The organism is Streptomyces sp. NPDC005566 (genome assembly GCF_040605575.1).
Lineage (GTDB): Bacteria > Actinomycetota > Actinomycetes > Streptomycetales > Streptomycetaceae > Streptomyces.
Window position 1 is genome coordinate 118,550 of the sequence record NZ_JBEXDB010000012.1, and the last position, 26,027, is coordinate 144,576.

At 71.0% G+C, this 26,027-nt stretch carries 16 protein-coding genes; 9 read left to right on the forward strand and 7 right to left on the reverse strand.

Annotated features, from left to right (window positions below; translation table 11 throughout):
* Positions 1-41 precede the first annotated feature (41 nt).
* The 3 genes from ABZS61_RS20305 (at position 42) to ABZS61_RS20315 (ending at position 8,986) form a co-directional block, all read left to right on the forward strand.
* Positions 42-2,609, forward strand: coding sequence for a S8 family serine peptidase (locus ABZS61_RS20305; protein ID WP_356422775.1), 2,568 nt, complete (start codon positions 42-44; stop codon positions 2,607-2,609).
* A complete protein-coding gene (locus ABZS61_RS20310) occupies positions 2,609-5,515 on the forward strand; it encodes a hypothetical protein (RefSeq protein WP_356422778.1) in 2,907 nt (968 codons plus the stop codon). The genes ABZS61_RS20305 and ABZS61_RS20310 overlap by 1 nt, the downstream gene beginning before the upstream one ends.
* Positions 5,516-5,614: 99 nt before the next feature.
* Entirely contained in the window at positions 5,615-8,986 is a 3,372-nt protein-coding gene (locus tag ABZS61_RS20315; RefSeq protein WP_356422781.1) for an AAA family ATPase, read from the forward strand.
* A 166-nt stretch (positions 8,987-9,152) separates the two neighbouring features.
* Here ABZS61_RS20315 and ABZS61_RS20320 read toward each other — a convergent pair whose 3' ends face one another.
* Complete coding sequence (locus tag ABZS61_RS20320) at positions 9,153-9,473, reverse strand: DUF6191 domain-containing protein (RefSeq protein WP_356422784.1); 321 nt, start codon at positions 9,471-9,473, stop codon at positions 9,153-9,155.
* A gap of 253 nt (positions 9,474-9,726) precedes the next feature.
* On the opposite strand from ABZS61_RS20320, the gene ABZS61_RS20325 reads away from it, so the two are divergent.
* The 3 genes from ABZS61_RS20325 to ABZS61_RS20335 all read left to right on the forward strand — a co-directional run bounded on the left by ABZS61_RS20325 (position 9,727) and on the right by ABZS61_RS20335 (position 14,100).
* A complete protein-coding gene (locus ABZS61_RS20325; RefSeq protein ID WP_356422787.1) occupies positions 9,727-10,650 on the forward strand; it encodes a diiron oxygenase in 924 nt (307 codons plus the stop codon).
* A gap of 27 nt (positions 10,651-10,677) precedes the next feature.
* On the forward strand, positions 10,678-12,327 hold the full coding sequence (locus ABZS61_RS20330) for an FAD-dependent oxidoreductase (RefSeq protein WP_356422790.1): 1,650 nt from the start codon (positions 10,678-10,680) through the stop codon (positions 12,325-12,327).
* A gap of 807 nt (positions 12,328-13,134) precedes the next feature.
* Positions 13,135-14,100: a TauD/TfdA family dioxygenase gene (locus tag ABZS61_RS20335; RefSeq protein ID WP_356422794.1), complete on the forward strand. Its 966-nt coding sequence runs from the start codon at positions 13,135-13,137 to the stop codon at positions 14,098-14,100.
* A gap of 147 nt (positions 14,101-14,247) precedes the next feature.
* On the opposite strand, the gene ABZS61_RS20340 is transcribed toward ABZS61_RS20335, so the two are convergent.
* The gene (locus ABZS61_RS20340) at positions 14,248-16,746 is read right to left on the reverse strand and encodes an excinuclease ABC subunit UvrA (protein WP_356422797.1); all 2,499 of its coding nucleotides are present in this window, start codon (positions 16,744-16,746) and stop codon (positions 14,248-14,250) included.
* Positions 16,747-17,169: 423 nt separating this feature from the next.
* Here ABZS61_RS20340 and ABZS61_RS20345 point away from each other — a divergent pair, with 423 nt between their 5' ends.
* Positions 17,170-18,615, forward strand: a complete 1,446-nt coding sequence (locus ABZS61_RS20345; protein ID WP_356422800.1) for a glyceraldehyde-3-phosphate dehydrogenase — start codon at positions 17,170-17,172, stop codon at positions 18,613-18,615.
* A gap of 95 nt (positions 18,616-18,710) precedes the next feature.
* Here ABZS61_RS20345 and ABZS61_RS20350 read toward each other — a convergent pair whose 3' ends face one another.
* Both ABZS61_RS20350 and ABZS61_RS20355 read right to left on the reverse strand, forming a co-directional pair.
* Positions 18,711-18,977, reverse strand: a complete 267-nt coding sequence (locus tag ABZS61_RS20350; protein ID WP_356422804.1) for a hypothetical protein — start codon at positions 18,975-18,977, stop codon at positions 18,711-18,713.
* Between the two features lie 264 nt (positions 18,978-19,241).
* The gene (locus tag ABZS61_RS20355; RefSeq protein WP_356422807.1) at positions 19,242-19,424 is read right to left on the reverse strand and encodes a hypothetical protein; all 183 of its coding nucleotides are present in this window, start codon (positions 19,422-19,424) and stop codon (positions 19,242-19,244) included.
* 104 nt (positions 19,425-19,528) lie between these two features.
* On the opposite strand from ABZS61_RS20355, the gene ABZS61_RS20360 reads away from it, so the two are divergent.
* A complete protein-coding gene (locus ABZS61_RS20360) occupies positions 19,529-20,104 on the forward strand; it encodes an AAA family ATPase (protein ID WP_356422810.1) in 576 nt (191 codons plus the stop codon).
* Positions 20,105-20,165: 61 nt separating this feature from the next.
* Here ABZS61_RS20360 and manD read toward each other — a convergent pair whose 3' ends face one another.
* The 3 genes from manD to ABZS61_RS20375 all read right to left on the reverse strand — a co-directional run bounded on the left by manD (position 20,166) and on the right by ABZS61_RS20375 (position 24,450).
* On the reverse strand, positions 20,166-21,380 hold the full coding sequence (gene manD, locus ABZS61_RS20365; RefSeq protein WP_356423113.1) for a D-mannonate dehydratase ManD: 1,215 nt from the start codon (positions 21,378-21,380) through the stop codon (positions 20,166-20,168).
* Between the two features lie 205 nt (positions 21,381-21,585).
* Positions 21,586-23,031, reverse strand: coding sequence for an argininosuccinate synthase (gene argG / locus ABZS61_RS20370; protein ID WP_356422813.1), 1,446 nt, complete (start codon positions 23,029-23,031; stop codon positions 21,586-21,588).
* A 159-nt stretch (positions 23,032-23,190) separates the two neighbouring features.
* Complete coding sequence (locus tag ABZS61_RS20375; RefSeq protein ID WP_356422816.1) at positions 23,191-24,450, reverse strand: MFS transporter; 1,260 nt, start codon at positions 24,448-24,450, stop codon at positions 23,191-23,193.
* A 585-nt stretch (positions 24,451-25,035) separates the two neighbouring features.
* Between ABZS61_RS20375 and ABZS61_RS20380 the strand changes: the two genes are divergently transcribed.
* The gene (locus tag ABZS61_RS20380) at positions 25,036-25,968 is read left to right on the forward strand and encodes an aminoglycoside phosphotransferase family protein (RefSeq protein WP_356422819.1); all 933 of its coding nucleotides are present in this window, start codon (positions 25,036-25,038) and stop codon (positions 25,966-25,968) included.
* The last annotated feature ends 59 nt before the right edge of the window (positions 25,969-26,027 follow it).

The window sequence follows — 26,027 nt, forward strand, 5'->3', positions numbered from 1 at the left end:
CCGGGGAGGGTCACCCGTACCAGCCCTGGAGGAGCACGCCCATGCACCTGCCCCGAGCCCCCCGGCGCAGAGCCGCCGCGTGGGCCGCCGCCGCCGCGATCACGGCGGCGGCAGTCCTCGCCGGTTCCGCTCCGGCCTTCGCCCAGCCGGACGCCGCTGCCACTGCCGGGTCCGGCAAGAAGACCGCACGGATCGACCCAGCCGTTCTCGACACTGTCGGGAGGGGCATGGAGTCGACCTTCTTCGTCGTGCTGAAGAACCGGGCAGACCTCTCCGCCGCCCGCGGGAAGCGCACCCACGAGGACAAGGCGAAGTCCGCCTTCACCTCGCTCCGCAAGGAGGCGGACCGCAGCCAGACCTCGATCCGGTCCGCTCTGGACAGGGCCAAGGTCGGCTACGAGCCGTACTGGATCGCCAACGCCCTCAAAGTGACCGGTGACGAGGAGCTGGTGAGCCGGCTGGCCGCACGCGATGACGTGGTGAGCATCCGGCAGGAACGCACCTACCACCTGGACAAGCTGGAGGAGACCGCCGTCGCCGGGCCGGCCGTCGAGTCCGCGAGCGACCCCGAGTGGGGGGTCAAGGACATCGGGGCGGACCAGGTCTGGTCGCAGTTCGACGACCGCGGCGAGGGCATCGTGATCGCCAATGTCGACTCGGGCGTGCAGTACGACCACCCGGCGTTGAAGGGCAACTACCGGGGCAACCTGGGCGACGGCACGTTCAGCCACGACTACAACTGGTACGACCCGACGGGCCAGTGCGGCACCTCCGGAACCCCCTGTGACAACAACGGCCACGGCACCCACACCATGGGGACCATGGTCGGCGCCGACGGTGTCGGTGTCGCGCCCGGTGCGAAGTGGATAGCCGCCAAGGGCTGCGAGTCCAGCAGCTGTTCGGACTCCGCGCTGCTGGCGTCCGGTCAGTGGATCCTCGCGCCGACCGACCACGACGGGCTGAACCCGAAGCCCGAACTGGCCCCGGACATCGTCAACAACTCCTGGGGCGGCGGTGACACGACCTTCTATCAGGACATCGTCGAAGCGTGGAACGCGGCCGGGATCTTCGAGGCGTTCGCCGCCGGCAACGACGGTGACGGCACGACCTGTTCGACCACGCACGCCCCGGGCTCGCAGGCCCCCGCGTACGGAGTCGGCGCCTACGACGTGAACGGGAAGATCGCTGACTTCTCCGGCTTCGGCCCGTCCCTGGTCGACGGATCGGCCAAGCCGAACATCTCCGCACCGGGTGTCAGCATCCGCTCGACCTGGCCGGGCAGCACGTACAGGGCCATCAGCGGTACGTCGATGGCGACGCCCCATGTCGCGGGTGCCGCGGCCCTGCTGTGGTCCGCCGCCCCCTCGCTGATCGGCCGGATCGACGAGACCCGGGCCGTCCTGAACGACGGCGCGACCGACGTCGACGACACGCACTGCGGCGGCTCGTCGGACATGAACAACGTCTGGGGCGAGGGCAAGCTCGACATCCTCGCCTCGGTCGACGCGGCCCCGCGCAGCGCGGCCACCGTGACCGGTTCGGTCACCGACGAGGCGACCGGCAAGCCCTTGGCCGGCGCGACGGTGACGGCGCAGACGGGCACGGCCCGGCGTACCGTGACCACCGCGGCCGACGGTGCGTACAAGCTGAACCTGAACGCGGGCACCTACACCCTGGCGGTCAGCGGCTACGGATACGCGGCCGCCGGTGCGGACGGCTTCACGGTCGGCACCGGTGAACAGGTCACCAAGGACTTCGCGCTGGACGCGGTGACGACGCACGCCGTCTCCGGCACAGTGCTCGATGTCACCGGCAAGCCTCTGAAGGGGGCCACCGTCCGCTTCTCGGACGCGCCGCTCGACGCCGTCACCAGCGACTCGGACGGGGCCTTCCGCTTCCCGTCGGTCGCCGAGGGCTCGTTCACCCTGACCGCGACGCCCGCGGCCCCGGTCCTGTGCAACGGCGTCCTGACGACCGCGGTCACCGTGGACGGCGACAAGACGGTGAAGGCCGCGCTGCCGAACCGTACGGACGCGGCCGGCAACAGCTGCGCCCCGGCGGCGTACGCCTGGATCGGCGGCCGGACCACGGTCGCGCTCTCCGGTGACGAGAACGCGAAGACCGTCGCGCTGCCCTTCCCGGTGAAGCTGTACGGCATCCCGTACTCCCAGGCGAGCGTCACCACCAACGGCATGGTGAACTTCCTCCAGCCGCGCCTCGGCGACTACGCCAACACCGCGCTGCCCACCGCCACCCAGCCCAACGGCACCGTCGCCGCCTTCTGGGACGACCTGACGCTGGACAAGAAGTCGAGCGTCCAGACCGCCACCACGGGCGCGACCGGCGCACGGACGTTCGCGATCGTCTGGAACAACGCCGCGTTCGCCGACAACACCTCCGTCCGGGTCACCTTCGAGGCCCTCTTCGACGAGGCCACCGGCGCCATCACCCTGCAGTACAAGGGCATCGGTGCCCACCCCCTTCAGCAGGGCTCCTCGGCGACCATCGGCATGGAGAACCAGGCCGGCACGGACGCCCTTTCGTACTCCTTCAACGAGACCGTCCTCAAGGACGCCTCCGCGATCCGCTTCTCCCCGAAGGCCGCGTGATGAGAACACTCCACCGCCGAGGCCTGCGCCTCGCTTCCGCCCTGGTGGCGGCCGGACTGGCGCTGAGCGCCGCACCGTCCGCAGCCCTCGCCGACGACGACAGCGGTCTGCTGGTCCTCACCGACAGCCAGGCCGAGGAACTCTCGGAGCGCGCGCAGCTCGATCCTTACGGCGACGGCGCGGCCGTCGACCCGCAGCACGCCCAGGACCGTCAGGACACCGTCCCGACGCCCGCCGCCGGCGGCGGGTCGTCGCTCGACGAATCCGGCACCTCCGCGAGCGGCTGGAAGCTCACGACCCGGTCCGCCGTGGAGAGTTACCAGGGCATGGCCGTCACCGCCCCCGTCACGGGCGCCGGCAAGGACTACTTCGCGCTCCACGCCCTCGGCTCGGTGCAGCGCCGCACCACCGACGGCACGCAGGTGTGGTCGCGCAACACCGAGTCCCTGTACGCCGACTGGCAGGTCAGCCCGCTCCGGCCGTACCAGGTGGAGCCCTACCCTGCGCGCATCGTGATGGGCTTCAACGCGGTGAGCCCGTTCACCATGGCCAGCGACAACGGCTACACCACCGGTGACCTGACCGGGGACGGTGTGGACGACGTGGTGTTCACGGCGACCGTCGGCGTCAGCCCGTACCGGCCGTTCAGCTCACCCGGATCGAGCCTGCCGAACGGCACGTTCGTCACCGTGCTGGACGGGAAGACCGGCAGGACGCTGTGGCACAAGCTGTACGCGGGAGCCTTCAACGTCAAGCTGGTCGGGAAGACCCTCGTGGTCGCCGACTCCCCGTACTACAACCTCAACTCGCCCAAGGACTCCAGAGCCACGCTCAACGGCATCCGCTTCTCCTACGCCAAGGGCGCCCTGACACCGGCGAGCACCTGGAGCTACGACGCGGGCAGCTACACCGGAGTCGCCTGGGGAAGCCTGGAGCCGCTGGGCAACGGGCTCGTGGCCGCGTCGTGGAACCAGCGCAAGCTCAGCGCGGACGCCGCGCCCAGCGGCCACACACTGGTCCTGGACACCGCGGACGGCAGCGTCACCTGGTCGCGGACCGACCGGCTGTACTCGCGTCAGCTGCACCTGGACGCCTCGCGCGGCCGTCTGGTCGCCCTGGAACAGTCCGACCCGAACGAGGGCATCCAGTACGAGATCGCTTCCTACGCCCTCGGCGACGGGACACGCACGCCCCTGGACACCCGCGTGAACGCGCTGCCGCTGACGATGGAGGTCGGCGACATCCGGGGAAGCTCCAAGCCCGAGTACACGGTCAGCGAGTCGACCCTCGACAGCAACCTGTTCATCAACGCCAACACCGTCCGGGCCCTCGACGGCACCGACGGCGGCGAACTGTGGTCGCGAACCGTCAAGCGCGACCCCGCCAACGGGCACGACGGCGGCGGCGCCTGGGGCCTGAAGGCCCTGGACGGCACCGTGGTCGCCTCGTACAAGGACGACGCCGGTTACGACACCGCACAGAACCGAGGTGCCTCGCGAGCCGCACGGCTCGCCGTACTGTCCGGCAAGGACGGCACGGTGCGTTGGGAGAAGCGAGGCATCACCGCCTCCCAGATGTGGACCCAGCCCTTCACCGAGCGCGGCTCCACCCGCCTGCGGACCGTCGACACCAACCAGAACGTCCGCGCGTACACCCTGCGCGACGGCAAGCAGGAGGACCTCCTCCCGCTGCCCGGTCCGGTCTGGTCCGCGGTGTCCACGGACGTGAACAAGGACAGGAAGCAGGACCTGATCGTCGGCGGCCAGTCCAATGCCGTCTTCGCCTACGACGGCCCGTCGCTGGTCTCGGGTGCGCCGAAGCGGCTGTGGAGCGCGACGGTGCCCGGCCAGGTCCACGCGATCGTGAAGGCCGACACCGACGGCGACGGGCGGGACGAGCTGGTCGTGGCCGCCGACTCCGCGGCCGTGGTGCTCGACTCCCGTACCGGCAGGGTACTCACGACGATCGACGGCAAGGGCCGGTTCGTGCGCACGGTCACGGCCTCGGACGTCGACGGGGACCGCCGCGCGGAGGTCATCGTCGCCACCGACACGGTGCGCGTGCACCGCGGCAACGGCAAGCTGCTGTGGGAGTACACCGCCCCGGCGAGCGCGGGTGACGTCGTGTTCTCGGACGTGTCGGCCGGCGACGGACGGGTCTACGCCCAGTACGCCACCGCCGGTTCGCTCGGCAGGTCGGAGGTCACGGCCGCCGGCGTCGCGCTGCGCGGCAAGGACGGCAGGACCGCCTGGTCGTTCGCCCCGAAGCCGGGCGAAGGTACGGACGGCTCGGTGCTCGGTGCCCCGCTGCGCGGCGGTACGTTCGCTGCGCCCGGCATCCCTTACGCCGACGGGCACGCGGTCGTGTACACCTTCTTCACGAAGGGGACCGCGCTCTCCAACATCACCACCGCGGTCCAGATCCGCGACGGCCGCACCGGCGAGCTGCTGCACGAGGGACCGGCCGGCGGTCCGTGGACGCTCGGCAACTGGTTCACCGGGCCGAACGGCCTGACACTGGCCGGCACCGCGAGCCTGCGCACCTACGGCCCGGACGGCAAGGACTCCCGGATGTTCACCCTGCCCCAGATGGAGTCGGGCGGCATCGCGACCGGACCGGGCGGGCAGAAGGTCGTGCTGAGCGCCTCGGCGAGCGGCGTCGACACCTACGACCCGGCGCAGCTGGTCGCCGACGACAACTACCCCGACCCGGTCGCCTCGCTGAACGCGGGGGGCTCCCGGGAGGTGTTCGCCGGCGACCTGAACGGTGACGGCGTCGACGAGGTCGTCGCGCTCAACTTCGACGAGCACGGCACCGACCGGACCGCCGAGCTGGCAGGCGGCGGCTACTCGGGCCCGTACACGGCGATGCGCCGGATCGTCACGGCGACGATCGACGCACCGTGACGTACCGTCCCTGACCCACCCGGTCACCGCAGGCCCCCGGACGCTTCGTCCGGGGGCCTGCGGGCGTCCGGGACGTGTGCGATTACAGTGGCTGCCGCTATGACCTGGGCACGCGCCGACGACGAGACCTCCACCGGAACACCCCCTTTGCTTCGTCTGCACCTTTTCGGCGGCTTCCGGGTGGATCGTGACGGCGGCCCGCCCCTCGCCGAGCGATGGCCCCGCCCCAGTGCCCGCGCCCTGGTGAAACTGCTCGCGGTCACACCCGGTCACAGCCTCCACCGCGAGCAGGCCACGGAGCTCTGCTGGCCCGACGCCGACCCGCAGGCCGCCCTCGGCAGCCTCCGGGTGGCCCTGCACGCCGCGCGCCGGGCCGTCGAACCCGAACTGGCCCCCCGCACCGCCTCGTCGTATCTCACCGGCGAGGGCGCCCTGCTGCGGCTCGAACCGGACACCGTGTGGATCGACGCCGACCATGCCGAATCCCTCTCCGAAAGGGCCCTGGAAAGCGGCCTGGCCGGGGATCTTGGCGTGGCGCTCGCCGCATTCACCGGCGAACTGCTACCCGAGGACCGCTACGCCCCCTGGGCCGAGGCCCGGCGCGGGCAGCTGTCCGCTCTCTGCGACCGCGTACGCCTCGCGCTGGCCGAGGCCCACCTCGCGGACGGCGAGACCGAGCTTGCCACCGAGGTGGCACTGCGCGCCCTGGCCGCCGCGCCCGCCGAGGAGCGTGCCCACCGCATTCTGATCGACGCCTATCTGCGCCAGGGGCTGCGGAGACAGGCGGTACGCCAGTACCACCTGTGCCGGGAAGCGCTCGACGCCGAGCTCGGCGTACGCCCTGGGCCCGCCACCGAGCAGCTGCACCTGCTCGCGCTCGACGCCGCCACGGCGGTGCTGCCCGCCGTCTCCGCACCCGTCCTCCCTGCCGCGATCCGCACCGCGCCCGGCCCGCCCCTGCGGGGCAGGGCCGAAGAGCTGGACGTGCTGCTGGCAGCCGGGGGTCCACCGGTGCGACTGGTCGGTGGTGAGGCCGGAGTGGGCAAGACCCGGCTGACCGCGGAGGCTGCCCGGCGAGCGGCCGAGGCCGGGACGACCGTCCTGTGGGGCGCGGGCCACGACGCCGAGGGGCACACCCCGTACGGCGCTTTCGTCGAGGCACTGGATGCCTGGCTCGCCGACCGGCCGTCCGCCGAGCGGGCCAGGATCGGCAGCGAGTACCCCGAACTCGCCTCGCTGCTGCCCTCGTTGGGGCAGATCGGGGCCGGGTCGGAGCGCAGCCCGGAGGAGGAGCGCGACCGGTTGTTCCGGGCTGCGGCGGGGCTGTTGGGCGATCTCGCGGTGACTGCTCCCGTCCTGCTCGTCCTGGATGATCTGCACGCCGCCGACACGGGGTCGTACCAGCTGCTGAGCCACCTGGCCCGGCGTGCGGCGACCACACGGACCGACTGGCGATTCGTGGTGACCTACCGCGCGGAGGAGATCGAGAGCACGGATCCGCGACGCACGTCGCTGGACTCCATGGTGCGCCAGGGGCTGGCCCGTTCCCTGGAATTGGACAGGCTCGGGCGCGCGGAGTGTCTGGCGGTCGCCGAGGACGCGGGCGCCCGGAACGGGCTCGACCGGGTCTGGGAACTGTCGCTCGGCAATCCCCTGTTCGCCCTCGAACTGGCCCGCACCGCCGACGGGGCGACGGAGCCGACCGAGCTCAGCGCCCCCGAAGGCGTACGGCAGTTGGTGGCCGCGCGGCTGTCCCGGCTCGGGCCTGCGGCACGGCGGGTCGTCGAGGCGATTTCGGTGGCGGGCCGGGGCGCCGCACTGTCCGAGGTGATGGATGTCGCCGGGCACGGGCTGCATCCGCGGCTCTCGCCCGCCGAGGCGACAGATGCCGTGGACGAGGCTGTCCAGGCTTCGGTCGTGGAGGAACGGCCGGTGGTGGCCGGCGGGCGACCGCTGCCCGGACTCGCCTTCCGGCATCCACTGGTGCGGCTGACCTGTTACGACGGATTGTCCGCCGCCCGCCGCAGGCAGCTGCACTCCGCGTACGCGGAGGCGGTACTGCGGCGCAGGCCGGACGCGGTCGACACCCTGGCCACACATCTGACGCGCGCCGACGACCCGCGCGCCACGCAGTATCTGCGGCAGGCTGCGGAGCGCGCCGCCGCGCTGTGCGCGAATGACACGGCGGACCGGTACTACATCGAGCTCACCGCCCGTCTCGACGCGTTGGCCGCCGACGCTGCCCAGGCCAGGATCGACAGGGGCGCCGTACTGCGCCGGATGGCCCGGTACCGGGAGGCGGCCGCAGTGCTCCGGGAGGCACTGGACGACATGGTGCGGCGCGGCGACGTGCATGGCCAGGTGCTGGCCGCGGCCCGGCTCACCGAGGTGCTGGCGAAGTACCGCTCCACGGACGAGGGCGAGGAACTGCTCCGCAGGTTCCCGCCCGGCCCCGGCACGTCGGCGCTCACTGCGGCGACCCACCATCTGGCGGCAGCGGTCCTGAATTTCGTCACCGGTCGGTACGAGGAGGCGCATCTGTCCGCCTGTACCGCACAGCGGGCCGCCGACGCGGTGCCGGGCAGCGGTCGGCGCGGGCTGCTGGCCCGGGCGCTGGGCATGCAGGCCACCTCTCTCGGGCTCGCGGGCCGGCTGGCCGAGGCGCGCCCGGCGGCCGATCTGGCGTTGCCGCACGCCGAGGCGTACGGCGATCAGGAGCTCCTGGTCACGGTTCTCTCGGTACAGCGGGAGCACGCCCGCCGCTCCGGTCAGCTCGCCGAGGCCGTCTCCACCGGGCAGCGCGCGCTGCGACTCGCCGAGCGCACGGGGGATCCGACGGCAGTCGCATTCGAGCGCGCCAACCTCGCCGAACTACATCTGCTTCTCAGGCAGTTCGGCGAGGCCGCCGACCATGCCCGGAGCGCGGTGCAGGAGACGGGCGAGCGGTCCGAGTGGTGCACCCCGTACGCCCTGGCAGCCCTGGCCAGGGTCCTGATCAGGACGGGTGAGCCAGGTGCGGCGGATCTGTTGGCCCGCGCCGGTGAGGTGGCCGAGGCGCAGGGAGACCAGCAGGCCGTGCACGAGGTGCGGACCGCGGAGGCCGAGATGCTGGTACGTGACGGCCGCCCTGCCGAGGCGCTCGCACTGTTGGCGCACGGCAGCATCCCGGGAGCAGCCCATCTGCTGGCGTGGGCCGAGCTCGTGTCGGGCCGGCCCGATCACGCGGCCCGGCTCGCGGCCGAGGAGGCGGTGCGCGCGGAGCAGGCGGGCGAACGCCTGTCGGAGACCGATGCCCGTACGGTGCACGCTGCCGCACTCATGTCACTGGGCCTGGAGGGGGAAGCCGAGGAGGAGTTCGACAGGGCGGCGGTGCTGTCCACGGAACTCCCCTACCCCGAAGGAGCGTTCAGGGTGGAGCGATTCCGCGGCGCGAGGACCGGCCGTCCGGGGGAACAGATCACCTCCCCGTGAGGCGCGTGTCTGCGCCCGTCGGGGCCAGAGCCTCTCGTGGTGATCCTGCCGGGCTCTGCGGTCTTGATCATAAGCAGCCGGGACGCCCGGCGCGGTCGCCGCGCGCTCGGTCGGCCGGGCGCGCGATCCGACCGGGCCTGGGGCCTGCCTGCTCCCCGCGCCGCCCCTACCGGCCGGCCTGCGGCATCCGCACGACTGCGATGCCGCCGTCGAGGTCCACCATGGTCCGGTTCGGCGGCGCCCCGTCCTCCTCGTCGTCCCGCATCAGCAGTGCCGACTGCCGCTCCTTCAGTTCGCTCTGCTTCCCCGGTGAGAAGCTCGCGTGCAACTGCTCGAACCCGGTTGCCGATATCTGGCCCTGCCGGGCTCCGTTGCGCCAGGGCAGGACCCCGGCCCGCCCGGCGCGCAGCAGCAGCTGATCGACGAAGGCCAGGACGGTCAGCACGACGACCAGCCCGGGCAGGGTCATGAAGACGGCGAATTCCATCGCCCGAGTATCCCGCACGCAGCCCTCCCCCGGCAGGCACGGTGCGGCGTCTCCATGAAGAGCTCGTGCCGATTTCCTACTCAGGGGTAGGCCTGCCCACCCCTGTTGTTATACCTTCCGTCCAACAGCTTGCTAGACGTCACGTCTAATAAGCGCGTACGGCGCTCGCACCCACCGGCCCCGTCGAACGGGCACGGGACGGGACACGGCCGGGGCGGCGCCGAGTCGATCTCTCGATTCTAGGAGCGGCAGCATGGCAAGCAGCACCGTTCGGCCGGATGACAGGAACGCCCAGGGCCGCCTCGCCGAGCAGGAAGTCGCCCGGCGGCTGCTCGACTCGGCCGCGAAGCTCTCGTACGACCCGGCCACCGAGGTGGACTGGGAGACACCCCTCAACACGGACGACCACGGCGCGAGCCCCGAGTGGAGCACCCTCTTCGGCACCGCGTACTGGCAGGAGCTGACCGATGCGCAGCGCAAGGCACTGACGCGTCAGGAAGCCGCGTCCGTCGCCAGCACCGGGATCTGGTTCGAAATGATCCTGCAGCAGATGGTGTTGCGCGACATGTACGCCAAGGACCCGACCGATCCACGGTTCCAGTGGGCGCTCACCGAGGTCGCCGACGAGTGCCGCCACTCCATCATGTTCGCCCGCGGTGCCGCGAAGCTGGGCGCACCGGCCTACCGCCCCCACCGCATGGTGGTCGAGCTCGGCCGGGCCTTCAAGACGCTCGCCTTCGGCGAGGCCGCCTACGCGGCGATCCTCGTCGCCGAAGAGGTGCTCGACGTGATGCAGCGCGACTGGATGCGGGACGAGCGGGTGGCCCCCTTCGTCCGGACGATCAACAACATCCATGTGGTGGAGGAGTCACGGCACATGAAGTTCGCCCGTGACGAGACCCGCAAGCGGCTGCGCGGCGCGGGCCCGCTGCGGCGGCAGCTCAACTCGCTCGTGGTCGCCATCGCCTCCTACTACATCGTCACCAGCATGGTGAACCGGAAGGTCTACGCGAACGCGGGCCTGGACACCGGGCGGGCCCTGGTCGAGGCCAAGGCCAATGAGCACCACAAGTCGCTCATGCGCTCCAGCTGCTCGGGACTGATGGAGTTCCTGGCCTCGGCCCGCCTCCTGACGAAACCCGCCCTGTTCTTCTACAAGCGCGCCCACCTGATCTGACCCGAGCCGACGACCTGAGCTGACGAGATGACCTACGCCATCACCCAGACCTGCTGCAGCGACGCCACCTGCGTCGCTGTGTGCCCCGTCAACTGCATCCACCCGACCCCCGAGGAACGGGAGTTCGGCAGCACGGAGATGCTCCACGTCGACCCGGCGACCTGTATCGACTGCGGTGCCTGCGCCGATGCCTGCCCGGTCGACGCGATCTTCCCGGTGGACAGCCTCTTCGGGGCGCAGAAGGAGTACGCGGCGGTCAACGCGGCCTACTTCGCGGACAGGCCGGCCGCCCCGGCCCCGGCGGGGCCGAACTTCCACGCCTGGGGCGAGCCCTCGTTCACGCGCGGCGTGCCGTCCGACTTCGCGCCGATCCGGGTGGCGGTGGTCGGCACCGGCCCGGCCGGCATGTACGCCGCCGAGGACCTCCTGCTGCACACCAACGCCGAGGTGACACTGATCGACCGGCTGCCGGTGGCGGGCGGCCTCGTCCGGTACGGTGTCGCGCCCGACCACCCCGCGACCAAAGGGGTGGGCAAGACCTTCGCGCGCCTCCACTCCCATCCCCGCGTCCGCATGCAGCTGGGACTCCAGGTCGGCAAGGACATCACCGCCGGTGAACTGGCGGCGCACCACGACGCGGTGATCTACGCGGTCGGCGCCTCCACCGGCCGCCGGCTCGGCATCCCGGGCGAGGACCTGCCGGGCAGCATCCCGGCCACCTCGTTCGTGTCCTGGTACAACGCCCACCCGGAGGTCGAGCCGGAGGCCGTGCGCCTGTCCACCGAGCGGGTGGTCGTCGCCGGCAACGGAAACGTGGCTCTCGACGTCGCGCGCATCCTCATGGCGGATCCCGCCGCGCTGGCCCGTACCGACATCGCCGACCACGCGCTGGCCGTCCTGCGCGACTCGAAGGTGCGCGAGGTCGTCGTGCTCGGACGGCGCGGTCCCGAGGACATGGCCTGTACGGCCTCCGAGTTGCTCGCCCTCAAGCATCTGCCGGGCGTGGAGCTGATCGTCGACGACCACGATCCGAGGACCGGTGCGCGGATCGACGGTGCGGCGCCCGGCGAGAAGGCCGCTCTGCTGCGCGACGTCGCCCGGGAGAGGACCGACTGGTCGCGCCCCCCGGCCGCGGGCCGGCGCATCGTCTTCCGCTTCCACTCCGCCCCCGTGGAAGTGCTCGGCGAGGGCGGCGTCGCCGCCGTGCGTGTGACGGCTGCGGCGGGCGAGCAGGACATACCGGCCGGTCTGCTCCTGCGGGCGGTCGGCTACCGCGGCGTTCCGGTGCCGGGCCTGCCCTTCGACGACACGACCGGCACCGTGCCGCACGAGGACGGCCGGGTGACGGGCATGCCCGGGACGTACGTGGTCGGCTGGATCAAGCGCGGGCCCTCAGGAGGCATCGGAGCCAACCGCACCTGCGCGGCCGAAACCGTCGGCGCTCTTCTGGCCGACGCCGTCGCGGGCCGGCTCCCCTCGCCCGCGCAGCCGCCCAAGGCCTTCCGCCGCCTCGCCCGGCAGCGCTCCCGCCATGTCGTCGACGCACGAGGGCTGGCCGCCATCGACCGTGCCGAACTGGCACGCGGTCGCGCCCTCGGCCGCCCGCGGGTCAAGTTCGGCACGGTGCCCGCGCTGATCGCGGCGGCGAAGGGCGGACGTGGGCGATCGTCCTCCTGACTCCGTCAGGTGGGCGGCGGGAGGAGGCGGGCCAGTTCGTCGGCGAGCGTCGAGAGCTGTGCCCGCCCTGGGTGTCCGGCGACGCCCGCGATCCGGAGCAGGGTGCCTCCGCCCCGGACGGTCAGCAGCTCGGTGTCGAGGAGACCGCGAACGATCCGGCGGATCGCATCGGTCGCGGCGGGCTCGGCCGGCCGGCAGCTGTCCCGGCACTGGTGCGGAGGTTCAGCGCGCTCCTTCGACGCACTCGCCGGCGCAAGGGCAGGTTCGAGTGACGGGCGGCTGCCACGAAGGGCTTCCTCCGGCCCTGCGACTCGGGACGGTCGCAGCGTTACGGCGGCGTGAAATCGCGGCGGGGACGTTGCCCGGCGCCCCACCAGGGCGCGGGGCGCATGCAGAACGCCAGAGGGAAGGCCTGGTCAGGGACTGTTTGACGATGCTTCGCCGGACAGGCCACCGGCCACGCGCAGGCCCCGTTTCAACCACTGCCACGCCTCGTCCGGGGCGTGGCAGTGTGCTTGACGTACGCCGCGGGCCACTGGAAGTCTCCGAGGCATGTTCGCGACGGCCGTTCCCGCCGCGCGGCCCGCCCACGCCGGTCGCGCCACAGTGCCCCAGGCGTGTCCGGGTCGCTGTACCGCCGTCTGAATCTGCCGATCCGGCCCCACCTCCGGCGGCCACGCCCGGCTCCCCCGCCTTCCGGCACCCGTACCGCATCGCGCGCCCGCCGCAGGGCGCCTCGCTCGGCCCAATTGTTCCCTTTCCAAGATCAATCAATGGATGATCTCGGTCTCCGAAAGGAATCCCGCCATGTCCTCGACAACCACCGCCCCCGCCTCCACCGTCACCGTCCGGAAGATCGGCGGTCGTCTCGGCGCCGTCATCTCCGGGGTGCGCCTCGGCGGCGACCTCGACCCCGCGACCGTCACAGCGGTCCGGGCCGCCCTGCTGGCGAACAAGGTCGTCTTCTTCCGCGGCCAGGACCACCTGGACGAGGACAGCCACGAGGCGTTCGGACAGCTGCTCGGCACCCCGGTCGCCCACCCCACCGTCCCCTCCGCCGACGGCCGCTACTCGCTCGGCATCGACTCCGACCACGGCGGCCGGGCCAACCAGTGGCACACCGACGTCACGTTCGTGCCCGCCTACCCGGCGTTCTCGATCCTGCGCGCCGTCGTCATCCCTCCCTACGGCGGCAACACCCTGTGGTCCAACACCGCTGCGGCCTACGCCGAGTTGCCCGAGCCCCTCCGCGTACTCGCCGACAGCCTGCGCGCGGTCCACTCCAACGACTACGACTACGCTGCCCTGCGTCCCAACGCGCTGCCCGAGGCCCTCGCCCAGTACCGCGAGGTGTTCACGTCCACCAAGTTCCTCACCGAGCACCCGGTGGTGCGCGTCCACCCCGAGACCGGCGAGCGCGTCCTGCTCCTCGGCAACTTCGTCCAGCGCATCAGCGGGCTGACCGGCCGGGACTCCCGGGCGCTGCTCGACCTGTTCCAGTCGCACATCGAACGCCCGGAGAACACCGTGCGCTGGCAGTGGCAGACCGGCGACGTCGCCATCTGGGACAACCGTGCCACCCAGCACTACGGCGTGGACGACTCCGACACCCACGAGCGCAAGCTCCGCCGCGTCACCGTCGACGGCGACATCCCGGTCGGCGTCGACGGCCGCTCGTCCGCGCTGATCAGCCCCGAAGAGGTGCCCGACCCCGCCTTCGGCATCGCCTCAGGAGCCTCGGAGTCCCAGGCGGCGCGGAAGGCCGGCGCGTGACTGTGTCAGGCCCGCACGGCGACGTGCCCACCGGAGCAGACCGTGCCCCGGCCCGTTCGTCCCTGCGGACCGGCCGCTTCCCGGACTCCACGGGCGGGCGGCCCCGCCGGTCAGGGGCCGCCCGGCCGGAGCGGGCCTTGCGCCTGCTCAGTCGCCGAAGCGGCGTGCCAGGTACTCCGCCGTCCGGCTCCCGCCCGCCCGGGCCACGTCCGCCGGCCGTCCGGAGGCGACCACCCGGCCTCCCTCGTCGCCGCCTCCGGGCCCCAGGTCCACGATCCAGTCGGCTCCGGCGACCACTCCCATCTCGTGCTCGACCACGAACACCGAGTGGCCCGCGTCGACGAGCCCGTGCAGCTGCCGCATCAGCAGTGCGACATCGGCCGGATGCAGTCCCGTCGTCGGCTCGTCGAGTACATACACGGTGTGTCCGACACGGCTCCGCTGAAGCTCCGATGCGAGCTTGATGCGCTGTGCCTCACCGCCCGAGAGCTCGGTGGCGGGCTGCCCGAGCCGCAAATATCCCAGGCCCACCTCGCGCAGGGTGCGCAGGCTCCGCGCCGCCTGCGGGACGTCGGCGAAGAACTCCGCGGCCGCGTCCACGGTCATGCCCAGCACGTCCGCGACGTTGCGGCCCCGGTAACGGACCTGCAGGGTCTCCTCGTTGTAGCGGGCGCCGCGGCATCGCGGGCACGGCGCGTAGGTACCGGGCAGGAAGAGCAGCTCGACGGCCACCATTCCCTCGCCCTGGCAGGTCTCGCACCGGCCGCCGGCGACGTTGAACGAGAAGCGGCCCGCGTTGTAGCCGCGCTGCCTCGCGTCGTCGGTGGCCGCGAAGAGCTTGCGCACCGAGTCGAACAGGCCGGTGTAGGTCGCCAGGTTGGAGCGCGGCGTACGGCCGATGGGCTTCTGGTCCACCTGCACCAGACGGTCCACCGCCTCCATCCCCTTGGCCACGAAGTCCGCGCCGGCCCCGGTCCCCCTCTCTCCCGCGTCGCGTTCGTCGCTCACGTCGCCGGGCTTGTCCGGTGGGGCTTCCAGGCCCAGATGCTCGGTGAGGGCTCCGGCGAGTACCTGCGTGATCAGGGTCGACTTCCCCGACCCCGATACGCCGGTGACGGCCGCGAACACCCCCAGAGGCAGGACCACATCGAGGTCGCGCAGGTTGTGCCGGCTGATGCCCCGCAGGTGGAGCCAGTGAGACGGCTCCCGCGGGGTGCGTCCTGCCGCGGGGTCGGGGCCCGAGGCGAACAGGAACCGGCGGGTTGCCGACTCGGCGACGGATGCCAGCCCGGCCACCGGGCCGCTGTGCAGGACCCGGCCGCCGAGCTCGCCCGCGTGCGGCCCGACGTCGACGATCCAGTCCGCCCTGCGGGCCACGTCCATGTCGTGTTCGACGACGTACACCGAGTTGCCGGCCTCTTTCAGGCGCACGAGCACCGTCAGCAGAGCCTCGGTGTCCGCCGGGTGCAGCCCCGCGGACGGCTCGTCCAGGACGTACACCACGCCGAACAGGCCCGATCTCAACTGCGTTGCCAGGCGCAGCCGTTGCAGCTCCCCGGGCGAGAGCGACGGCGTCGTGCGGTCCAGACTCAGATAGCCGAGGCCCAGTTCGGTGATCACCGCGATGCGGCCTACGAGGTCCGTACAGAGCGTTTCGGCGACCTGCCGCCGGGCGCCGTCGGGGAATTCACCCCCCTCGCCCCGGGCGACGGGCCCCAGCACTTCGGCGAGAGCGGCGAGCGGCATCGCGTTGAGCCGGGCGATCGTCCACCCGGCGAAGGTGACGGCCAAGGACTCCGGGCGAAGCCTGCTGCCGGCGCAGGCCGGACAGGCCGAGCTCACCAGATACCGTTCGGCACGGGCGCGCAGCGCCTGGCTCTTGGAGTCGGCGAACGTGTGCATCACATAGCGCCGGGCGCTCTGGAAGGTGCCCTGGTACGAACGCTGGATTCGGCCCGCCTCCCGCACCGGGTCCACGGTCACGACCGGCTGCTCGTCCGTGAACAGGATCCACTCCCGGTCCTCGCGCGGCAGCTCCCGCCAGGGCCGGTCGACGTCGTGTCCGAGCGTCCGAGTGACGTCCCGCAGGTTCTTTCCGTGCCAGGCCCCGGGCCACGCGGCGACAGCACCCTCCGCGATGCTCAGCGACGGGTCGGGGACCAGGAGCTCCTCGGTGGTGCGGTGCACCTTGCCCAGACCGTGGCACTCCGGGCACGCGCCGGCCGCCGTGTTCGGGGAGAAGGCGTCGGAGTCCACCGGCTCGGCGCCCGGAGGATAGGTGCCCGCGCGTGAGAAGAGCATCCGCAGCGTGTTCGACAGCGTCGTCACGGTGCCGACGGAGGAGCGGGACGAAGCCGAACCCCGTCGCTGTTCCAGTGCGACGGCCGGTGGCAGCCCGATGATGTCGTCGACCGCGGGCACTCCCACCTGATGGATCAGCCGACGGGCGTACGGGGCGACGGACTCGAAGTAGCGTCGCTGCGCCTCCGCGTAGATCGTGCCGAACGCCAGCGACGACTTGCCCGACCCCGAGACTCCCGTGAACACGGCCAGGACGTCCCGCGGGATGTCCACGTCGACGTTCCTCAGGTTGTGTTCGCGCGCGCCGCGCACCCGCACGAAGGGGTCATCGGCCGGGCTGGTCATATCTCTCCGGACGGCATCGGGGACGGGCGGGCACGCCGCCGCCCGACGCGTCTCCTTCATCAGTGTGCCCTCGCCGTTACTCATCCGCAGTCCGCGCCCCGCGTCCCCACGCCGTTGTCGGCGCCTCGTTGCGGTCGTACGGCACCTCACCCGGATGGATCGACACGGCAACCGGGCCCGCATCGTACGGCGGGCGCCTCAGCGGAACGCCGCGGTCGCAGCCCCGTCGCCGGGCCTCGGAACGGTTCGGCGGGCGGTGCTGGCCGCGCCCGTGACCCGGTTCCCCGCCAGGACCGGATCACCGACTCCGGCGCACCCGATCACGCCGCCGCAAGCCGTCACCAGGCCTCCGAGGCACCCCCTTCATGATCAAAAGAACGTCGGGTTAGCATATGAGCGCCTCCTAGCTCGAAAGATAAACCTGTGACTGTCAATGACGACTCGTTCACCAACTGGAAGATCCGCGAGGAGATCGCGGAATCGATGATCCCCATCATCGGGAAGCTGCACCGGGAGGGGGACGTCACCGTTCTCCTCCACAGCCGCTCCTTGGTGAACAAGTCGGTGGTCAGCCTCCTCAAGACCCACCGCTTCGCGCGCCAGATCGCCGGTGAGGAGCTCTCGGTCACCGAGACGCTGCCGTTCCTGCGGGCTCTCACCACGCTGGACCTCGGCCCTTCCCAGGTCGACATCGGCATGCTCGCCGCGACGTACAAGGCCGACGACCGCGGCCTCTCGGTGGAGGAGTTCACCGCCGAGGCCGTCTCCGGCGCCACCGGTGCCAACAAGATCGAGCGCCGCGAGCCGCGCGACGTCGTCCTCTACGGGTTCGGCCGCATCGGCCGCCTCGTCGCCCGCCTGCTCATCGAGAAGGCCGGCTCCGGCAACGGCCTGCGGCTGCGCGCCATCGTCGTCCGCCAGGGCGGCGAGCAGGACATCGTCAAGCGCGCCTCGCTGCTGCGTCGCGACTCCATCCACGGCCAGTTCCAGGGCACGATCACGGTCGACGAGGCGAACAGCACCATCGTCGCCAACGGCAACGAGATCAAGGTGATCTACGCCGGCGACCCGTCGGAGGTCGACTACACGGCCTTCGGCATCAACAACGCCATCCTCATCGACAACACCGGCAAGTGGCGCGACCGCGAGGGCCTGTCGAAGCACCTGCGACCCGGCATCGACAAGGTGGTCCTGACCGCGCCGGGCAAGGGCGACGTGCCCAACATCGTGCATGGCGTCAACCACGACACGATCAAGCCCGACGAGCAGATCCTGTCCTGCGCGTCCTGCACCACCAACGCGATCGTCCCGCCGCTGAAGGCGATGGCGGACGAGTACGGCGTGCTGCGCGGCCACGTGGAGACCGTCCACTCGTTCACCAACGACCAGAACCTGCTGGACAACTACCACCCGTCGGACCGCCGCGGCCGCTCGGCGCCGCTCAACATGGTCATCACCGAGACGGGCGCCGCGTCCGCCGTCGCCAAGGCGCTGCCCGACCTCGACGCGCCGATCACCGGCAGCTCCATCCGCGTTCCGGTGCCGGACGTCTCGATCGCGATCCTCAGCCTGAGGCTCGGACGCGAGACCACGCGCGAGGAGGTCCTCGACTACCTCCGCAACGTGTCGTTGACGTCCCCGCTCAAGCGCCAGATCGACTTCACCACCGCCCCCGACGCGGTCTCGAGCGACTTCATCGGCTCGCGGCACGCCTCGATCGTCGACGCCGGTGCCACGAAGGTCGACGGCGACAACGCGATCCTCTACCTCTGGTACGACAACGAGTTCGGCTACTCCTGCCAGGTCATCCGCGTGGTTCAGCACGTGTCCGGGGTGGAGTACCCGACCTACCCGGCCCCGGCGGTCTGATCGCGGCGGACCGCCAGGTCCGCTCCGGTCCGCCGTCCGGCGGAGGGCACTGTGGGAGAGCGACCGATCCGGTTGCTCTCCCACAGCCGTACCCGCTAGGGACTGTCTCCGTGCCAGTGGAACCGGCGCGACTCCGCTGCCCGCGGGGCGTAGAGGGCACGGCCGCCCGGACCGTGGGCGCCGATCTCCGTGGGCAGGGCGACACTTTCGTGGCGTGCCGGGTCGGGCCAGTCGGTGACATCCAGGAGAAGCCCGTCCAGCGGTCCGCCGACCAGCTCCACATACGCGCGGCCCGGAAGCGGTCCGGCATCCTCGTGGTCCGCCCCGTAGACCCTGCCGCGCATGAACTCCAGCTCATCCATGAGGGCAGCATCGCAGTCGGCACTGACACCGGCTGCTCCTGTTCCACCGGTCACGAGGCGGACGTCGGCGGAGTAGTCACCGCGTGTGCCGGTTCGTCGGAACGGGCTGCGGTCTGTTCGCGACGACGCGGGACGTCGAGCTGGTGAGCATGTCGATCACGGGCTGACCGGATGCCCGGCCTTCCGGCCGGAACCCGGCGCACTCCCGGGTCCACAGCTGCCGGTCCTGCCCGGCATCCGGCTGCAGCCGAACCGACGTGACTGTCACCGGTTCGGCGAGAAGCTCTCCTGCTCGCACGGTAGGACGTGCGCCCCCGCGTGCCCAGCCTCCACCCGGTCGCCGACACCGGCTGCGGCGAAGGCGAACGCCGCCTCCTCCGCGCCGATCCCCTCCGCCGCCATGGCCTGGGGAGCCGTGGTGCTCGCTTCCCGGCCGAGGCCGAGCACGAGAGGGATGCTGCTCGACGCGAAAGCCTCCGCTCCTCCCCTTCCTCCAGGAAGAATCTATTCAGGAGGATCCGAGCGCTGCGATGCGGGAGGCAAGGGCGGAAATGACCGGAGCGCGAAATTCCCGGACACCGGGAGCGGACGGAACGCGAGCACCGGTCGTACTGATCACGGGTGTCATGGCGGCGGGGAAGTCCACGGTCGCCCAACTGCTCGCCGAGCGGCTGCCGAAGGCCGCTCATGTACGCGGCGACTTCTTCCGCAGGATGATGGTGTCCGGCCGTGAGGAGCTGATGCCGGAAGAGACCCCCGAAGCTCTTGCGCAGTTGTGGCTGCGCTACCGGCTGTCGGCCGCCACCGCCGACGCGTACGCGGCGCAGGGCTGGACCGCGGTGGTCCAGGACGTCATCCTCGGCAAGGACCTGGCGGACTACGCCGCCCTGGTCAGGACCGAACCGCTCCACATCGTCGTCCTGTCCCCCGAGCCGGACGTCGTCGCGGCACGGGAGGGAAGCCGCACCAAGACCGGTTACGGCGCCTGGACCATTGAGGCTCTCGACGCGTCGCTGCGCGAGGACACTCCCCGCCTGGGCCTGTGGATCGACAATTCCCGCCAGACACCGGAAGACACCGTCCAGACCATTCTCGACCACCTGGACGGCCTCGCGGCAGACCGGTGACGCGGGCCGGGCGCTGACGACTCGACGGCGGCTTCCTGGCTTTCCTGACCGTGACCGATGTTCACCAGTCGTGGACGGTGCCGTCCTGGAGACGGTTGACCGGCAGGTAGGCCGCCTCGTACGGGTGGCCGGCCGCCGCCTGTTCGTCCAGTTCGACGCCGATGCCGGGGGCCTCGCCCGGGTGCAGGTGTCCGTCGGTGAACGTGTAGGCGTGCGGGAAGACCTCCTCGGTGAGCGGTGTATGGCCCGAGTACTCCTGGATGCCGAAGTTGTGGACGGCGAGGTCGAGGTGCACGGCTGCCGCCATGCCGACCGGGGAGATGTCCTGCGGTCCGTGCACGGCGGTCTTGATCTGGTACAGCGCGGCGAAGTCGAAAAGCTTCCGCAGCGGTGTGACACCACCGAAGTGGGTGACGGCGGACCGCACGTAGTCGATCAACTGCTCGGTGATCAGGGTCTGGTAGTCGTGAACGGTGTTGAAGACCTCGCCGACGGCCAGCGGTGTGGTGGTGTGCCGGCGCACCAGGCGAAGGGCCTCCTGGTTCTCCGCGGGAGTGCAGTCCTCCAGCCAGAAGGGCCGGTACGGCTCCAGGTCCTTGCCGAGTCGCGCTGCCTGGACCGGTGTGAGGCGGTGGTGCACGTCGTGGAGCAGAGGCAGTTCACCGCCGAACTCGGCGCGTACGGCGTCGAAGACCGCGGGCACGTGGCGGAGGTAGGCGTCGCTGTCCCAGTCCTCCACCAGTGGCCGGGCCTGCTGGTGAAGGACCGGCGAGCCGTCGTCGGCCGTGCTGTGCACCCCGTACACGGCCTTCAGGCCGGGGATGCCCGACTGGATGCGGACCGCCTGGTAGCCCTCGTCGAGACGGGCCCTTACCGAGTCGAGGAGTTCGGGGATGTCGCCGCCGTTGGCGTGCCCGTAGGTGCGGATGCGCTCTCGGCTCGCGCCTCCGAGGAGCTGGTACAGCGGCAGACCGGCGGCCTTGGCCTTGATGTCCCACAGAGCGACGTCGACGGCGGCGAGTGCGGCCATCGTCACCGGTCCGCGCCGCCAGTACGCACCCCGGTACAGGAACTGCCACGTGTCCTCGATCCGGTGCGGGTCCACACCGATGAGGAGGGGAGCGATGTGGTCGGTGAGGTAGCTGACAACGGCCAGTTCCCTGCCGTTGAGCGTGGCGTCGCCCAGGCCGGTGAGGCCCTCGTCGGTCGTCAGCTTCAGCGTGACGAAGTTCCGGCCGGGGCTGGTGACGACCACGGTCGCGTCGACGATCTTCATGCTGATGCTCATCTCCGGTGTGGTGCGTGTGGCGAACGGGCACGGCCTTCGGCCCACCCGGCGCCAACCCTGCACCACCCGGGGCTGCGCCGGGACGGCGGGGCCGAACGGCGCAGGCCGGCTCTACGCCGTGGGGCGCCGAGCCGGCCTGTCCGGTGGTGCAAACCCCCGTGGGGGTGCCGAGCCTTCGGCTCGACGGAGCCGGTCAGTCCGTGCCGAACTCCATCGCGGCGCGGTCCAGCATCTCGTCGTCGTCGGACACCTCGCCGCGGGAGGCGATGGCCTCGGCGCCGCCCTCCGGCAGGGTGCCGATCAGGCCGGTCGCGGCCGCCTGGGCGGCACCGATGGCCGGGTTGGCGGTGCCGATCAGGCCGAGTCCGGCGTACTGCTCCAGCTTGGCGCGCGAGTCGGCGATGTCGAGGTTGCGCATCGTGAGCTGGCCGATCCGGTCGACCGGGCCGAACGCCGAGTCCTCGGTGCGCTCCATGGACAGCTTGTCCGGGTGGTAGCTGAACGCCGGGCCCGTGGTGTCGAGGAGCGAGTAGTCCTCGCCACGCCGCAGCCGCAGTGTCACCTCGCCGGTGACGGCCGTGCCGACCCAGCGCTGGAGCGACTCGCGCACCATGAGCGCCTGCGGGTCCAGCCAGCGGCCCTCGTACATCAGCCGGCCGAGGCGCCGTCCCTCGTTGTGGTACTGGGCGAGGGTGTCCTCGTTGTGGATGGCGTTGACCAGGCGCTCGTACGCGGCGTGCAGCAGGGCCATGCCCGGTGCCTCGTAGATGCCGCGGCTCTTGGCCTCGATGATCCGGTTCTCGATCTGGTCCGACATGCCCATGCCGTGCCGACCGCCGATGGCGTTCGCCTTCATCACCAGGTCGACGGGGGAGGCGAACTTCTCACCGTTGATCGTCACCGGGCGACCCTGGTCGAAGCCGATCGTCACGTCCTCGGTGGCGATCTCCACGGAAGGGTCCCAGAACCGGACGCCCATGATGGGGTCGACGGTCTCCACACCGGTGTTCAGGTGCTCCAGGGTCTTCGCCTCGTGGGTGGCGCCCCAGATGTTGGCGTCCGTGGAGTAGGCCTTCTCGGTGCTGTCGCGGTAGGGGAGGTCGTGGGCGAGGAGCCACTCCGACATCTCCTTGCGGCCGCCGAGCTCGGTGACGAAGTCCGCGTCGAGCCAGGGCTTGTAGATCCGCAGGTGCGGGTTGGCGAGCAGGCCGTAGCGGTAGAACCGCTCGATGTCGTTGCCCTTGAAGGTCGAGCCGTCGCCCCAGATCTGGACGTCGTCCTCGAGCATCGCGCGGACCAGCAGGGTGCCGGTGACGGCACGGCCCAGGGGCGTCGTGTTGAAGTAGGCGCGCCCGCCCGAGCGGATGTGGAACGCGCCGCACGTGAGTGCGGCCAGGCCCTCCTCGACCAGCGCCGCACGGCAGTCGACCAGGCGCGCGATCTCGGCACCGTAAGCCTTCGCACGGCCGGGCACGGAGCCGATGTCGGGCTCGTCGTACTGGCCGATGTCGGCGGTGTAGGTGCACGGGACGGCGCCCTTGTCGCGCATCCACGCGACCGCGACCGAGGTATCGAGACCGCCCGAGAAGGCGATGCCGACACGCTCGCCGGCGGGAAGGGAGGTGAGGACCTTAGACATAGGAAGATTATGCATCATCTCGTATGTCCATGCAAAATCCCGGATCGCACGCCTCGCTCGGGCAAGCACGGACATCGGGGCCCCGCAGCATGAAGCGCCGGCACGGAGCGGCTGCGAACGCCGAGGAATCCTCGCACTCCGAGTAAACGTACGGCGCACTCAGCTGCCGGTGCCGGAGGCCGGTCCGGAGCGGTCGGCATCGTGGTACGGCTTCTCCTCGACGGGTGCCGGAGCAGCAGGCCCCGGGGGACGCAGGGCGGACGCGCCGAGCACCACGAACAGGATCAGGAGCGCGGGAATGCCCAGGGCCACCGGGAGTCCCGTGACGGTACTGACCCCGCCGATCACCAGTGGACCGATGAGGAAGCCGACGTACCCGAGGCTGACGACGAGGGACAGTGCCGCTCCGGCGCGTGCCGGATCACGTTGCCCCGCGGCCGAGTAGACCTGTGGAGCGATGCAGGACATCCCTGCTCCCAGGCACGCGAACCCGATGACGCCGGCCACCGGGTGGCCGATCAGCAGGGCCGCGGTCATGCCCACCGAGGCCAGGACCCCGCAGCCGCGTACGAGCCGTACGGGCCCGAACCGCTCGGCCAGCCGGTCGCCGCGCAGTCGCCCGATCGTCATGGTGACCGAGAACGCGGCGAACGCGGCCGTGGCGAAGGCCGGCGTGCTGCCGAGGCTCTCGTGCAGGTAGACGGCACTCCAGTCCGCCGCGGTGCCCTCCCCCACCAGCGTGCACATGGCCAGCGCGCCGAGGAAGAGAAGGTAGTACGAGCGCGGGACACCCCCGCCCCCGCCACCGACCCCTGCCGCAGGCACGGGCGGTGCCGACGGGACATCCTGCGGCAGGGCCCACACCGCGGCCCACACCGCGATCAGTACCACGCCGGCACCCACGGCGACGAAGGTGACCTCAGGGCTCACGTCCTGATGGGCGAAGAGCCCGCCGATCGCGGCGCCCAGGAAGCCGCCGATGCTGTAGACGGCGTGGAACGACGACACGATCGGACGGCCCCAGGCCCGCTGGACCTCGATCCCGTTCGCGTTCATCGCGATGTTCAGGGTGCCGTGGACCAGGCCGAAGAGTAAGAGCGCCGCCATGAGGGTGACCGGCGTCGGCATGAATGCCGGAGGCATCAGCAACAGCCCTTCGAGGAGGGCCGTCGGCACCATGACGCGCACGCTTCCCCATCGGTCGACGAGTCTTCCCAGGCCCATCATTCCGGCGATGGCACCCACGGCGAAGGCCAGCAGGGCGAGGCCGAGCAGTCCGTCGCCCAGTCCGAGGTCGCTCTTGATCGCGGGGATGCGACTGGTCCAGCAGCCGAGAGCCGTACCGAACAGCAGGAACAGCAGGGACGTGGCAACGCGCGCGCGCACCAGTGAGCGACGCGCTTCGGGCTTCGGGTTCACGCGAGGCATCTCCATCCGTTGACGCGCCTGTTCTGCTGCTGTCCCGCTTCGGGCATCCGTCGGTGCGTCGTCCTCGCACGGGGATCTACGCAGACGCTCCCCGGGGGTCCAAGGGGTGCACGGGAGTGGCTCGCCAGTCGGCTCGCGTGCGGCATGCGGCCGCACCCCAGGAGCAGGACCGGATCCACAACAGCGGGAGAGAGCGCTCTCCGGCCGCGGCCCCAACCTTAGAAAGTTCAGCCAGGAGTGTCAACGGGGCTCAGATATCGGCGAGTTGAAGCCGATCTGGGCATGGGACCCGATGTATCGCATGGCCGACCACCCCTCCACGTCCCGTGCCGTCCCGTCCCGGCTCGGATCCGGATACAGCTGCAGCACGAGGGCCGGCTCCACGACGCCATGGCGGGCCCCACCCGACGTGAAGCCGGGTTCGGACGGGCGCGCGAGGCGTTCATGTCCGATGTCCCGTGGAATATGGTGCACTGCTGCTGTCCGGAGGCAGAGGCAACGGGCCGTTGCGGCCTGAGTGAAGTGGCTTCCGGATACGCCCATACGCGGTTTCTGCCGGAAGGATCGCACGTGCGCATGCCGAACAGTCCTGTCGCCGCGGTCCTGCGGAAGTTCGGGGTGGTGGCCGAGGAGTCCGATGAGCGACTCGAGTCCCGGTCGGGCGCGGGCATCCACGCGGTGCGCACTGCCGACGGGCAGTCTGCCTACCTCAAATTCACCCCGGCCGCACAAGGGCCGGACGCCTTGGCCGCAGCGCGGCGGGAGTTGCTCTTCTACCGGTGTCTCGCGCCGATCGCCCCGGTGCGCTCGCCGGAGCTTCTCATGTCCGCGGACACCGACGACGGCGTGGCCATGCTCCTCGGGGCGTCCGGTAAGCCGTTACCCGTCACGGCCTGGACGCCTGACATGTGGGCCACTCTGGGCCGCGGACTGGCTTCCCTGCACAACATGCACGTTCCGGCGGAGGCGAACTGGGGCCGGCCCGATGCGCTGCGGCAGGCCATGGCCGAACCCGATCTGCCGACGATCGAGGCCTTCTGGGCACCGTCCCTCCCGCTGTTTGCCGAGATCGTCTCCCGGCGCGCCGAACTGGAGCGGTGGACGGAGGCACTCCCCCGGGTGTTCATCCACGGCGACTGCCACACCGACAACGTCACGCACTCCGGGGAGTCATTGATCCTTCTCGACTGGCAGGAATCCGGCGCCGGCCGCCCCGGGTCCGACCTGGCCTTCCTCAACGTCCGCGCCGTGCCGGCCGGGGTGACCACCCCGCCGGTGCTGCTCGACGCGTACCTCCGCTGCCGTCCCCACGATCGCCGGACGCTGGAGCTCGCTCTCCTGGCCGAAGAGCTCGCCGTCTTCGTCTTCCAGTGGCCGCCGTTCGCCGCGTTCAACAGTCCGACGGGAATCGATCGCGTCCGGCAGAGGACACGTGACCTCTCCGAGCGGTGGGTTCGGCTCTCGGAACGAGGCGCGAGGAACCAATCGACTCGCGCAGCGGGGAACTGACCAATACCGTGTGACACCCCACTGGTTCGGGTCCTCGTCGTCCTGGACGTGACGGAGTT